The sequence below is a fragment of the Streptomyces sp. SCSIO 30461 genome (assembly GCF_037023745.1).
Taxonomy (GTDB): Bacteria; Actinomycetota; Actinomycetes; order Streptomycetales; family Streptomycetaceae; genus Streptomyces.
Genome location: NZ_CP146101.1, coordinates 7,053,855 through 7,067,014, shown reverse-complemented (window position 1 = coordinate 7,067,014; position 13,160 = coordinate 7,053,855). Strand labels below are relative to the sequence as shown.

The 13,160-nt window shown below is 69.8% G+C and carries 11 protein-coding genes and 1 other RNA gene; 10 read left to right on the top strand and 2 right to left on the bottom strand.

Going from position 1 to position 13,160, the window contains the following annotated elements:
- The first annotated feature begins 309 nt into the window (after positions 1–309).
- From V1460_RS31725 to V1460_RS31710, 4 genes are all read left to right on the top strand, one after another.
- Complete coding sequence (locus tag V1460_RS31725; RefSeq protein ID WP_338677040.1) at positions 310–1,977, top strand: protein kinase domain-containing protein; 1,668 nt, start codon at positions 310–312, stop codon at positions 1,975–1,977.
- Between the two features lie 155 nt (positions 1,978–2,132).
- Positions 2,133–3,374, top strand: coding sequence for a serine/threonine-protein kinase (locus tag V1460_RS31720; protein ID WP_338677039.1), 1,242 nt, complete (start codon positions 2,133–2,135; stop codon positions 3,372–3,374).
- 81 nt (positions 3,375–3,455) lie between these two features.
- A complete protein-coding gene (prfB, locus tag V1460_RS31715; protein WP_338677038.1) occupies positions 3,456–4,562 on the top strand; it encodes a peptide chain release factor 2 in 1,107 nt (368 codons plus the stop codon).
- Positions 4,563–5,019: 457 nt separating this feature from the next.
- Positions 5,020–5,922 (top strand): hypothetical protein, encoded by a 903-nt coding sequence (locus V1460_RS31710; RefSeq protein ID WP_338677037.1) that lies wholly within the window; start codon positions 5,020–5,022, stop codon positions 5,920–5,922.
- 171 nt (positions 5,923–6,093) lie between these two features.
- Here V1460_RS31710 and V1460_RS31705 read toward each other — a convergent pair whose 3' ends face one another.
- Positions 6,094–6,291: a hypothetical protein gene (locus V1460_RS31705; RefSeq protein WP_338677036.1), complete on the bottom strand. Its 198-nt coding sequence runs from the start codon at positions 6,289–6,291 to the stop codon at positions 6,094–6,096.
- 298 nt (positions 6,292–6,589) lie between these two features.
- Between V1460_RS31705 and ftsE the strand changes: the two genes are divergently transcribed.
- The 5 genes from ftsE (at position 6,590) to ssrA (ending at position 10,449) form a co-directional block, all read left to right on the top strand.
- Entirely contained in the window at positions 6,590–7,279 is a 690-nt protein-coding gene (gene ftsE / locus V1460_RS31700) for a cell division ATP-binding protein FtsE (protein WP_338677035.1), read from the top strand.
- A gap of 18 nt (positions 7,280–7,297) precedes the next feature.
- Entirely contained in the window at positions 7,298–8,215 is a 918-nt protein-coding gene (ftsX, locus tag V1460_RS31695; RefSeq protein WP_338677034.1) for a permease-like cell division protein FtsX, read from the top strand.
- A gap of 67 nt (positions 8,216–8,282) precedes the next feature.
- The gene (locus V1460_RS31690) at positions 8,283–9,470 is read left to right on the top strand and encodes a S41 family peptidase (RefSeq protein WP_338677033.1); all 1,188 of its coding nucleotides are present in this window, start codon (positions 8,283–8,285) and stop codon (positions 9,468–9,470) included.
- Between the two features lie 18 nt (positions 9,471–9,488).
- Positions 9,489–9,968, top strand: coding sequence for an SsrA-binding protein SmpB (gene smpB / locus V1460_RS31685; protein WP_338677032.1), 480 nt, complete (start codon positions 9,489–9,491; stop codon positions 9,966–9,968).
- Between the two features lie 111 nt (positions 9,969–10,079).
- Positions 10,080–10,449, top strand: a transfer-messenger RNA (tmRNA) gene (gene ssrA / locus V1460_RS31680).
- 124 nt (positions 10,450–10,573) lie between these two features.
- Here the strand turns inward: ssrA and V1460_RS31675 are convergent.
- A complete protein-coding gene (locus tag V1460_RS31675; RefSeq protein ID WP_338677031.1) occupies positions 10,574–11,881 on the bottom strand; it encodes an MFS transporter in 1,308 nt (435 codons plus the stop codon).
- Positions 11,882–12,009: 128 nt separating this feature from the next.
- Here V1460_RS31675 and V1460_RS31670 point away from each other — a divergent pair, with 128 nt between their 5' ends.
- Positions 12,010–12,981 (top strand): LysR family transcriptional regulator, encoded by a 972-nt coding sequence (locus V1460_RS31670; RefSeq protein ID WP_338677030.1) that lies wholly within the window; start codon positions 12,010–12,012, stop codon positions 12,979–12,981.
- Positions 12,982–13,160 lie beyond the last annotated feature (179 nt).

The window sequence follows — 13,160 nt, the reverse complement described above, 5'->3', positions numbered from 1 at the left end:
GTCGGCTCTGGGTACAAAAGTTCCTGGTTGGGATCGCCTCTGCCGTCATTGGCACAGCCGTTCGGTGGTCGATGCGGGGGTGAGTGGAGCCGTCACCTCGCGGTGACCTGGCAACCATCGGCCTGCGCGCTGCGTCTTACCCGGCCCACGCATCACATCCGGTGAGCCGCCGTTGACCCGATCGGCGGCACTACAGTGGGTCGGACACGCGGTCGGGCGCCAGTGTGACCAGTACCACCCGCATCACCCGTACTGCACACGACCCGTACGACCAGAACCACGTACCACGATCAGCAGGGAGCGCATGACGTGCGGCCGGTAGGCAGCAAGTACCTGCTCGAGGAACCGCTCGGCCGCGGTGCCACGGGCACCGTCTGGCGAGCCCGCCAGCGTGAGACCGCGGGAGCCGAGGCCGCCGTCGCAGGCCAGCCGGGCGAGACCGTGGCGATCAAGGTCCTCAAGGAAGAGCTGGCGAACGACGCGGACGTGGTGATGCGCTTCCTGCGCGAGCGGTCCGTGCTGCTCAGGCTCACCCACCCGAACATCGTCCGGACCCGCGACCTGGTGGTCGAGGGCGATCTGCTCGCCCTGGTGATGGACCTGGTCGATGGCCCCGACCTGCACCGCTACCTCCGGGACAACGGCCCGTTCACGCCCGTGGGGGCCTGCCTGCTCACCGCGCAGATCGCGGACGCGCTCGCCGCCAGCCACGACGACGGCGTGGTGCACCGCGACCTCAAGCCCGCGAACGTCCTGCTCGCCGAGCGGGCGGGCGAGATGCACCCGATGCTCACCGACTTCGGTATCGCGCGCCTCGCGGACTCCCCGGGCCTGACCCGTACACACGAGTTCGTCGGCACGCCCGCCTATGTGGCCCCCGAATCCGCCGAGGGTCGTCCGCAGACCTCGGCCGTCGACATCTACGGCGCCGGAATCCTGCTGTACGAGCTGGTCACCGGCCGTCCGCCGTTCGCCGGCGGCACGGCGCTCGAGGTGCTGCACCGCCATCTGAGCGAGGAACCGCGCCGCCCGTCCACCGTCCCGGGGCCGCTCTGGACGGTCATAGAGCGCTGCCTGCGCAAGGAGCCGGGCGAGCGCCCCAGCGCGGAGAATCTCGCCCGCGGGCTTCGCACCGTCGCCGCCGGAATCGGCGTGCACTCCACGCCCGCCCAGATCGAGGCCGCGGAGGGGGTCGGTGCGCTGCTCGCACCCGACCCCGACCCCGCCGCCGTCCCGCAGACGCCGGGTGCGGCCGACCCCACCCAGGTGCTGCCGACCAACGCCGCGCAGTACGACCCGGGAGCCGCCACCAGCGTGCTCCCGCACACCGGCGCGCCGGGTGGCGCCGCCGATCCGACCGCGGTCATGCCGCCCGTGCCCCAGGGCTCCGGGCCTGAGGACCCGCACCCCTGGCAGTCCCAGCTGCAGGCGGCTCGGAACCGCAACGAGCAGACCCAGGTCCAGTATCTGGACCCGAGCGAGGACCCGCTGCGTCGCCGTCCGCAGCGCCAGGCGCCACCGCCCCAGCCACCGCAGCGGCCCGCACAGCGCCCCCAGGGGCGGCCGCAACCCCAGCCGCAGCGCGGTCAGCAGTACGCGCCCCCTCCGCAGCAGTACGCCCCTGCCGCGCCCCAGCACTACGCCCCGCAGCGGCAGCAGTACGCCCCGCCGCAGCCCCCGCCGCCTCAGCAGCCCGCCCAGCGCCCGCAGCGTGAGCCGCGCCCGCCTCGCCAGCGCAGCGCCAATCCGATGCGGATTCCCGGTCTCGGCTGCCTCAAGGGCTGTCTGTTCACACTGGTGCTGCTGTTCGTCGCGGGCTGGCTGATCTGGGAACTCACGCCCCTCCAGGAGTGGATCGGCACGGGCGAGAGCTACTGGAACGCCATCGGCGACGGGATCGGCCAGGTGACCGACTTCATCAGCGAGTTGGTCGGCTCGGGCTCCGGACGCGGAGGCACGGGTACCAGCGGTCAGTGACTCCCTCATCGGCGACTGTGTCCCCATGTCGACTTTCTGTGGTGCTTGGACGGGGGAAATAGCCCCACAGAAGTGACGGGCGGCGCCATTCGGGGCACTGAACTCCCCGATACCCGCGTAGTTTGTGGGCAACGCCAGCCGCTGAGGGAGCAGTTTTGGCACGGAATATCGGCAGCCGGTACACCGCCCACCAGATCCTCGGGCGGGGCAGCGCCGGCACGGTGTGGCTCGGCGAGGGGCCTGAAGGCCCCGTCGCCATCAAGCTACTGCGCGAGGACCTGGCCTCCGACGAGGAGCTCGTCGGGCGGTTCGTCCGGGAGCGCACGGCCCTGCTCGGGCTCGACCATCCGCGGGTCGTCGCCGTCCACGACCTCGTGGTGGACGGCAATGACCTCGCCCTGGTGATGGATCTCGTCCGAGGCACGGATCTGCGTACCCGCCTCGATCGGGAGCGTCGGCTGGCGCCCGCCGCCGCGGTAGCCATCGCCGCCGACGTCGCCGACGGCCTCGCCGCCGCCCACGCGGTCGGTGTGGTCCACCGTGACGTCAAGCCGGAGAACATCCTGCTCGACATGGAGGGGCCGCTCGGTCCAGGCGGATCCCACCCCGCGCTGCTGACCGACTTCGGCGTCGCCAAGCTGATCGACACCCCGCGCCGCACCCGTGCCACTCGGATCATCGGGACGCCCGACTATCTGGCCCCGGAGATCGTGGAGGGCCTGCCGCCCCGTGCCGCCGTCGACATCTACGCCCTCGCGACGGTGCTCTACGAGTTGCTCGCGGGCTTCACCCCGTTCGGTGGCGGCCACCCCGGCGCCGTACTGCGACGCCATGTCACCGAGACCGTGGTGCCCCTGCCGGGTATCCCCGACGAGCTGTGGCAGCTGATCGTCCAGTGCCTGGCCAAGGCGCCCGCGTCCCGGCTGCGCGCGTCCGAGCTCGCGGCGCGGCTGCGTGAGCTCCAGCCGACGCTGAGGGGCATGCCCCCGCTCGATGTGGACGAGCCGGACGCCGAGTCCTCCTGCGACGCCGGTGCCGAGGCGGACTCGGCCTATCCCGCCGCTCCCAGCGCACCCCGCAGGGCAGCTGTCCCGCTGGTTCCCCGCGCGACCACCGACTCCAACCGGGACACCCACACCTCCATGCGCGTCCCGGGCCCGGACGAGCTCGCGGGCGGTGCCCGCGGCACGGCCCGTGCTCCGCGCTCCCCGGGCCAGCGCCGTCCCGGCTCCGCCCGCCACAAGGCGGATGCGGTCCGCAGGCGCCGGATCACCCTCGGTGTCGCGGGAATCGTGCTGGTGGCGGCCATCGGGGCCGGGAGCTGGCTCGCCGCGGGCGGTGACGACGAGGGCGCACCACCCCAGGACTCGAAGCAGTCAGCCCCGTCGCAGCCTTAGCGTCCTCTTCCTCGCGCCTTTGTCCCCTCTTGTCCCGGACGGGCGGGACGGTACGGTCCGGCCAGCCGTTACGCTGGTGCCGTGGCAGTCGTCGATGTATCCGAAGAGCTGAAGTCCCTCTCCTCGACCATGGGGTCGATCGAGGCCGTCCTGGACCTCGACAGGATGAGGGCAGACATCGCCGCGCTCGAGGAGCAGGCGGCGGCACCGTCCCTGTGGGACGACCCCGAGGCGGCGCAGAAGATCACCAGCAGGCTCTCGCACCTCCAGGCCGAGGTCCGCAAGGCCGAGGCACTGCGCGGGCGTATCGACGATCTCGAAGTGCTCTTCGAGCTCGCCGAGGCCGAGGACGACCCGGACACCCGCGCGGAGGCCGAGTCCGAGCTGGAGGCCGTCCGCAAGGCCCTGGACGAGATGGAGGTCCGCACCCTCCTCTCCGGCGAGTACGACGAGCGCGAGGCGCTCGTCAACATCCGCGCCGAGGCGGGCGGCGTCGACGCCGCCGATTTCGCCGAGCAGCTCCAGCGCATGTACCTGCGCTGGGCGGAGCGCCACGGTTACGGCACGGAGGTCTACGAGACCTCGTACGCGGAAGAGGCCGGTATCAAGTCGACCACCTTCGTGGTGAAGGCGCCGTATGCCTATGGCACGCTCTCCGTCGAGCAGGGCACCCACCGTCTGGTCCGTATCTCGCCGTTCGACAACCAGGGCCGCCGTCAGACCTCCTTCGCGGGCGTCGAGGTGCTTCCGGTCGTCGAGCAGTCCGACCACGTCGAGATCGACGAGTCCGAGCTGCGTGTGGACGTCTACCGCGCTTCCGGCCCGGGCGGCCAGGGTGTCAACACCACCGACTCCGCAGTGCGTATCACCCACATCCCGACCGGCATCGTGGTCTCCTGCCAGAACGAGCGTTCCCAGATCCAGAACAAGGCGAGCGCGATGAACGTCCTTCAGGCGAAGCTCCTTGAGCGCCGCCGCCAGGAGGAGCAGGCCAAGATGGACGCGCTCAAGGGCGACGGCGGCAACTCCTGGGGCAACCAGATGCGTTCGTACGTCCTGCACCCGTACCAGATGGTCAAGGACCTGCGTACGGAGCACGAGGTCGGCAACCCCCAGTCGGTGCTGGACGGCGAGATCGACGGCTTCCTCGAGGCAGGCATCCGCTGGCGCAAGCAGCAGGAGAAGTAGACGGAGCGTCGCGGTCTTCCGCGTCCGCGTGCCGTACGAGCGGCGCCGGATCCTTCACGGATCCGGCGCCGCTCGGTGCGTTCGGTGGCCGGATCCGGGCCGAGCCTCGGTCCTCGTGGATGCGGCGACACCGTCCGGTGTCGAGCGACAAAGGCGGTGGTCGTTCGCTGGCGCAAGCGGCGTGAAGCCAACCGCTCGTTTTGTCGACAAGGTAACTGGCGCCTCCTCGGCGCCAGTTACCTTCTCATGTCACAGTCGCAGCCAATGCCTCAGTCAACTCACCTTATTCCGGGCATCGCACGCGCAACGTCCTTGACGCGTCCGCGAAAACTGGGAAGGCTGACGCGCGGCATGCGTGTTTCCAGGGCGTGTGTGCGGGGAAGGCGGATGTGCTCTCAGCCCCGCCACCCCCTCGAAGCGGCATCAATGACATAGAGCTACTGGGGGTAGCACACATATGACCAAGAAGACGCGGGTCCGTGTGGCACGGATAGCCGCCGGCGCGGTGATCGCCGCCGGTGCGTCCCTGACCGCCGCTGGTGCCGCTCAGGCCGTGGGTATCGGTGTGGACGTCGTGGGGATCAAGGCCGAGGCCGGGGTCTCCAGGGAGGGCGCCGAGGTCGGCCTCGGCGTCGGTGGTGAGAACGAGGGCAACGGCAATGGAGATGGCGGCGAGGAGTCGTGCATCCCCGGTGACGCCTCCTGCCCGACCGACCCGACCGGTGGCACCACGGACGGTGGCACCACGGACGGTGGCACCACGGACGGTGGCACGACCACGGATGGTGGCACCACGGATGGTGGCACGACCACGGACGGTGGCACCACGGACGGTGGCACCACGGACGGTGGCACCACGGACGGTGGCACGACCACGGATGGTGGCACCACGGATGGTGGCACCACGGACGGTGGCACGACCACGGATGGTGGCACCACGGATGGTGGCACCACGGACGGTGGCACGACCACGGATGGTGGCACCACGGATGGTGGCACCACGGACGGTGGCACGACCACGGACGGTGGCACGACCACGGACGGTGGCTCTGCTACCACGTCCGGTGGTTCCGCCACGACGTCCGGCGGTTCCGCCGCCACCGGCGGTAGCGGCAACGGTACTGGCGGTGGCTCAGGCGACTGCACCGTGAGCGTCGAGGGCGCCGAGTGCGTGGACAACACCGACACCAACAACGCCGGCTCCACTCCGGTCGAGCAGGGTGAGGCCAAGGAGGAACTCGCGGAGACCGGTGCCACGGAGATCACGTTCCTGCTGGTCGGCGCCGCGACCATGATCGCGGGCGGCATCGGCTTCCGGATACTGCCGCGTCTCGCCGGCGGCGGGCGTACGGCCGCCTGAGTGGCCGCAGCCGCCCGTGAGTGCGTGTAACCGCTCGTAATGGAGCGCACGGGGGCCCGGACGTCAAATGGCGTCCGGGCCCCCTGGTGCGTCTGTGGTGCTCTGAGGCGCCTGGGAGGCGTCCAATCCCCCCGGGCCGCTCGCCGGCGCTGAGGGAAGACTGGGGGCGGCCTACACGGTCTGGTGCGCCGCCAGCAGCGCGACAGCGGCCACCAGGATCGCCAGCAGCGCGAGCAGGGCGGTCGGGCTCAGGCCCGCCAGCGGGCCGGCTGACTGCTGCAGGCGCTCGCGGCTGCTGCGGCAGACGGGGCACCGGCCCTCACTGACGGGTGCCGCGCAGTTGGCGCACACCAGTCGGTCGTAGGTCATGCGCTCTCCTCCTCCCGCATGGCGGAGCCGTCGGCCGAGTCGTACTCCCGGGGTGACCCGGTGATGCTTCTCAGTGTTCTTCTCCGCTCAACGTGCACGGGGACGCGTCCGTTCCCCCTCCCACTGTGCCAGCTCAGACGCGATTCGGCGCGTCCCCCTCGGATGCCCCCGTCACGGAGCGCGCCGGACCTCGCCGTCAAAGCCGTACAAACGCCGCAACGCCGGTCGGTGACTGCGCGGGTCATCCTCCTTCGCGTATGGTCACGGACACCTACTCCCGGCTGACCGTGGTGCACTCGTGATCCGATTCGACAACGTCTCCAAGAGCTATCCCAAGCAGAACCGCCCAGCCCTGCGCGATGTCTCCTTGGAGATCGAGAAGGGCGAGTTCGTCTTCCTCGTGGGCTCGTCCGGTTCCGGAAAGTCGACCTTCCTGCGGCTGATCCTGCGCGAGGAGCGCGCCAGCCACGGTCAGGTCCACGTCCTGGGCAAGGACCTCGCACGCCTGTCGAACTGGAAGGTGCCGCACATGCGCCGCCAGCTCGGCACGGTCTTCCAGGACTTCCGTCTGCTGCCCAACAAGACAGTGGCGGAGAACGTGGCCTTCGCCCAGGAGGTCATCGGCAAGTCCCGCGGTGAGATCCGCAAGTCCGTGCCCCAGGTGCTCGACCTCGTCGGGCTGGGTGGCAAGGAGGACCGGATGCCCGGTGAGCTCTCCGGTGGTGAGCAGCAGCGCGTCGCCATCGCCCGTGCGTTCGTCAACCGTCCCATGCTGCTGATCGCGGACGAGCCCACCGGAAACCTGGACCCGCAGACCTCCGTCGGCATCATGAAGCTGTTGGACCGGATCAACAGGACCGGCACCACGGTGGTGATGGCGACCCACGACCAGAACATCGTGGACCAGATGCGCAAGCGCGTCATCGAGCTCGAACAGGGCCGGCTCGTACGTGACCAGGCGCGCGGCGTCTACGGCTACCAGCACTGAAAGGCTGAACGACTCGCCATGCGTGCCCAGTTCGTACTGTCGGAGATCGGCGTCGGTCTCCGCCGCAATCTGACGATGACCTTCGCGGTGATCGTCTCCGTGGCCCTGTCGCTCGCGCTCTTCGGCGGTGCGCTGCTCATGCGCGAGCAGGTCAGCACCATGAAGGACTTCTGGTACGACAAGGTCAACGTCTCCATCTTCCTCTGCAACAAGAACGACGCGGAAACCGACGAGAAGTGCTCCAAGGGAGCGGTGACCGCCGAGCAGAAGGAGCAGATCCAGAGCGATCTCGAGAAGATGGACGTCGTCGACACCGTGCACCGGGAGTCGGCCGACGAGGCGTACAAGCACTACCGGGAGCAGTACAGCGACACCCCCATCGCCGCGACGATCACTCCGGACCAGATGCAGGAGTCGTTCCGGGTCAAGCTGAAGGACCCGGAGAAGTACCAGGTGGTGGCCACCGCCTTCGCGGGGCGGGACGGTGTGCAGTCCGTACAGGACCAGCGCAACATCCTGCAGAACCTGTTCGACCTGATGAACGGCATGAACATCGCTGCACTGTTCGTCATGGGCCTGATGCTGATCATCGCGCTGATGCTGATCGTCAACACTGTGCGGGTGTCGGCGTTCAGCCGTCGGCGTGAGACCGGGATCATGCGGCTCGTCGGAGCCTCCAGTTTCTACATCCAGATGCCGTTCATCATGGAGGCCGCCTTCGCGGGGCTGCTCGGCGGCGTGGTGGCCTGTGTGCTGCTGCTGACGGGCCGGTACTTCCTGATCGACCACGGCCTCGCGCTCTCCGAGAAGATGCAGCTGGTCAACTTCATCGGCTGGGATGCAGTGATCGCGAAGTTGCCCTTTGTGCTCGCTATCGGTCTCCTGATGCCCGCTCTTGCCGCTTTCATCGCTTTGCGCAAGTACCTCAAGGTGTGACAAGCGCCCCGGGCGCCGTACGGTCAACAGCCGTACGGCGCCCTCCGCTTGTCTTAGAGTGGGCGCCATGTTGGGCCCTGAATCACCCCTGATGCCCCGGGAGTTCCCTCGTGGATTTCGCCGAGGGGCGGCCCTGACCTTGGTGTTCGCGGGCGTGCTGGTCACCGCTTCGGCGACCGGTCTGCTGCCGCGGAGCCCGGCCGAGCCGGACCCGGTGCCCGCGGCGCGTGCCGCCGCGGTCCCCATGGCCGACCGCGCCGAGGTGGCCCGTGCCGCCGCCGAGGCCATGGCGGACGGCAAGTCCGCGGCGGAAGCCGCCGAGGAGGTCGTCAGCCGCAGCGGGGACCGCTGGGGCGCGGTGTACGACAAGGGGGAGTACGAGGAGTTCGCACAGGCACTGGACGGCGCCTACACCGGTGTCGGGCTCTGGGCCAGGCGTGGGTCGGACGGACGGGTGGAGGTCGTCCGGGTGCAGCGCGGCGGTCCCGCCGAGCGCGCCGGTATCCGGACCGGGGACCAGGTGCGCTCCGTCGACGGGGTCTCGATAGACGGCCGCCCGGTCAGCGAGGTCGTCGCCCTGCTGCGCGGCGACGGCAAGGGCGCCGAGGCGGGCTCGGCCGTGGCGCTTGGTCTCCAGCGGGGTGAGCGCGCCTGGACACGGACCCTGCGCAGGGCCCGGCTGGCCACCGAGGCGGTCACGGTCCGGACGTTGGACGACAACGCGGTGATGATCAGGGTGGCAGCCTTCACCAAGGGCTCGGGCGAGCGGGTACGGGAAGCCGTACGGAACGCCCCGGCGGACGCGGGCGTGCTGCTCGACCTGCGAGGCAACGGCGGCGGCCTGGTCTCCGAGGCCGTCACGGCCGCCTCCGCCTTCCTGGACGGCGGACTGGTCGCCACCTACGACGTGCACGGGGAGCAGAAGGCTCTGTACGCCCGCTCCGGCGGCGATACGGACAGACCCGTCGTGGTCCTGGTCGACGGCGGCACCATGAGCGCCGCCGAGCTGGTCGCCGGGGCTCTCCAGGACCGCGGTCGCGCCGTCACCGTGGGCTCCCGCTCCTTCGGCAAGGGCTCCGTGCAGATGCCGGAGGAGCTGCCGGGCGGGTCGGTCGCCGAGCTCACCGTCGGCCACTACCGGACCCCGGCCGGACGTGAGGTCGAGGGCAAGGGGATCACTCCGGACCTCGTCGCCGACACGGAGGCGCAGGAGCGTGCCCGTACGGTATTGAGTGGCCTCGGGACCGGGTCGTAGTGCGAAAATGACCTCACTATGGCTAAGGAAAAAGGGCGCAAGCTGATCGCGCAGAACAAGAAGGCGCGGCACGACTACCACATCCTCGACACCTACGAGTGCGGTCTCGTGCTGATGGGTACCGAGGTGAAGTCGCTGCGCCAGGGGCGGGCCTCGCTGGTGGACGGGTTCGTCCACATCGACGACCATGAGGCATGGCTGCACAACGTGCACGTACCGGAGTACAGCCAGGGCACCTGGACCAACCACAGCGCTCGGCGCAAGCGGAAGCTGCTGCTGCACCGTGCCGAGATCGACAAGCTGGAGTCCAAGTCCCAGGAGACTGGGCACACCATCGTGCCGCTCGCGCTGTACTTCAAGGACGGGCGGGCCAAGGTCGAGATCGCGCTCGCCAAGGGGAAGAAGGAGTACGACAAGCGGCAGACCCTGCGTGAGAAGCAGGACCGCCGCGAGGCGGACCGGGCGGTGTCCGCGGCTCGGCGGCGCCAGCGCGCCTGATCCCTTCAGGGCGCGCGCACCCCCGCGGGGGAATACGCTGGCACCGTGGTGCGTTGGTCACGTACGATGGCACCTGCCCTCACCAAGAGGGCGTTTTTGAAAAATCAACATGGGGATGATCGGTTTCGACAGCGGATGTCGAAGCAGGGGAAGCGTGTCGAGGAAGCGGCAATGATCTCGTAAACCACGCGCCGAAACCAATAATCGCCAACACCAAGCGCGATTCCTTCGCCCTCGCTGCCTAAGTAGCGACTTGCGAAGTGTCAGCCCGGGGCTGTTCCCGACCCGGATCCTGGCATCAGCTAGGGAACTCAACCTCTAGGCCCGGTCACGGGGTGTAGAGGGAAACCACACAGTGACTGAGCCCGTTGGAGACTTGTCCGCGTGATCTCCGGGGCCGAGAAAAGCGCAGCGGACTGCACACGGAGAAGCCCTGATTCCGCACCGTTGGACGCGGGTTCGATTCCCGCCATCTCCACGACGGCGACAGGCGACGTGGGCCCGCGAAGAGAGCGGGCACGGGTCGCCTTCGCCCGGGGACCCGGGGGTACCCCCGGACCCGGCCCCATGTGGGCAAAGGCCCGGCCGTCACAGCCGGGCCTTTGTCATTGCCTGTCCCTTCGTGGATTGTGGGCCGAGAGGGCCAGCAGCAGAGCGAGTCCCGCAGCCGTCGCAGGTACGGCATAGGCGTATGCCGCACCTGCCTCCTCGACCAGCCAGCCGCCCGTCGCCGACCCCGCCGCGACACCGCCGAGCAGCGCCGTCACGGCAAGGGTCATGCCCTCGTTCAGCCGGTCCCGCGGGGTCAGGCGCTGTACCGTGCCCATCCCCGTCACCATGGTCGGCGCCGTCGCCATCCCCGCGATCAGCAGGGCGGCTGCCACCGCCGCCAGTGAACCTGTCGCCACCGCGGCCAGCAGCGGCAGCGTCATCAGGGCCGTCATCGCGGCCAGGCAGCCCCGCAGCCCCGCACCGCGCCGAACCCTGCCGTACGCCAGCCCCGCCGCGCACGAGCCCGCGGCCTGCAGCGCCAGTACCGGACCCGCGGCCGGGCCGTCCGCGAACGCGATCGTCACCACCTCCATGGAGCCGAAGACCGCGCCGGTCGCGAGGAACACGGCCAGCAGCGGAGCCATCCCCGGTATCCGCAGGGGTGTTCCGGTTGATGTCCGGGGTACCGCAGGGGGCTCGGTGGAGCGCTGCGCCGAGAACAGCAGCACGCCGGTGAGCAGCAGCAGCGCCCCGGCCACGGTGCCGGCCTCGGGGAAGAGAGCCGCGCACAGGAAGGCCGCCAGCACGGGACCCAGCATGAAGCACAGCTCGTCGGCGGCCTGCTCGAACGAGTTGGCGGTGTGCAGGGCCCCCGGGTCGTCCCTCAGCAGATGGGTCCAGCGGGCACGGGACATCCCGCCGGTGTTGGGCACGGTCGCGGTGGCCGCGTACGAGGCGAACAGCGTCCAGACCGGTGTGTCGTGGCGTACGCACAGCACCAGGGCGATCTCGCCGAGCACGGCGAGTGCGGTGGCCGGGACGGCGACCCGAGCCTGCCCGAACCGGTCGACCAGCCGGGCCGTCCACGGTGCGACCAGCGCGGTGGCGGCGAGGCCGGTCGCGGTGACGGCCCCGGCGAGCGCGTAGGAGCCCCGCGCCCCCGCGATCATGACCACGGCGCTCACGCCGAACATCCCCATGGGGAGCCGGGCGATGAGGTTGCCGATGGTGAAGGCGCGGGCGCCGGGGATGCGGAAGAGACGCGTGTAGGGACCGGGCGGGCGAGCGCTGGGCGGACGGGTGGGCCGTGCGGTGCGTGCCCTGCCGGACGCAGGTGCCCCGCGCCACGGCCGCGCGGGGCCGTTCGTACCCGGCTCCCGGTAGGGCGGCGCCAGGACCAGCGTGCCACCGGATGTGGTCATACGCGGAGTTGTCGTCGACTGAGGGGGAGTGGTCGTCTGAGGCATGGATCAAGGCTCGTCGGGCTTGGCTGCCGTGGTCCAACACCTGTTCGGAGCCGATTGACGCACCCCTGTTGTAAATTCCCCGCATGCCCCAGGCCCAGGACATCGATCCCCGGCTGCTGCGCGCCTTCGTCGCCGTCGCCACCGAACTGCACTTCACCCGCGCTGCCACCCTGCTGTTCACCGCCCAGCAGGCGCTGAGCCGGGACATCAGACGCCTGGAGCGCGTGCTGCGCGCCGAGTTGTTCGTACGCACCACCCGGCAGGTGACTCTCACCGCCGACGGGGAGCGGCTGCTGCCGTACGCGCGCCGAGTGCTGGCGGCGCACGACGAGCTGGCGGCGGTGTTCGCGGACGCCGGTCGACCGCTGCTGGTCGATCTCAACAGCGAGGGCATGACGACGAGCCGGGTGCTGGAGCGCGCCCGTGCGCTCGCGCCCGGGAGCGAGTTGATGGCCCGCTTCGAGAGCGGGCTGACCGGGGCGGCGGCGGAGATCGTCGCCGGGCGCCTCGATGTGTCCTTCGGGAGGTTCGCCGGACTCGATTCATCCATCCGTTCGCACCTCGAGCACCAGCTCGTGCGGTTCGAGCCGATGGCCGTGCTGCTGCCCGCCGATCACCCGCTGGCAGGGTGCGAGCGCCTGGCGTTGGACGCCCTCGCGGGCGAGCGGATCTACGCCGGAGCGGGCAATCCGAAGACGCTGGAGTGGACCGACCTGGCGCGACAGCTGTTCCAGGGGCGCGGCATCGAAGTCGCCCCGCCGGCGCCGGTCGCCCTGGGGAAGGAGGAGTTCCGCCGCATCATGGCCAAAACTCGCTGCCCTGTACTCGCAGTAACCGAATTCCCGCCCATGCCCGGAGCCGTCCTGCGCCCCCTTGTCGCCCCTGTGCCGCTGTCGCCGCTTTCCCTGGTCTGGAGGCGCGGGCTGAGGCATCCGGGCCTCGACGCCCTGCGGCTCGCGGCCACCCGGCTCGCCGCCGAGGAGGGTTGGCTGAAAATGATCCCCGGAGCTTGGCTCCCGGACGCAGACCGGTCACTAATTACAGACAACAACTGATACGCCATCACAAGCGGAAGCACTGTGCGCTACATTCGTGGTCCCGGGTGCCACATGGGATAGCGGCTGCTTGGACGCGGTCGGGGCCGTGTCGGGTGACCATGATCCGGCCATACCTGCGCCTCGGTTCCGTTCAGTGGGGGATGTGCGTTCTTCAGTGGAAACTTGGCGAGAAGATG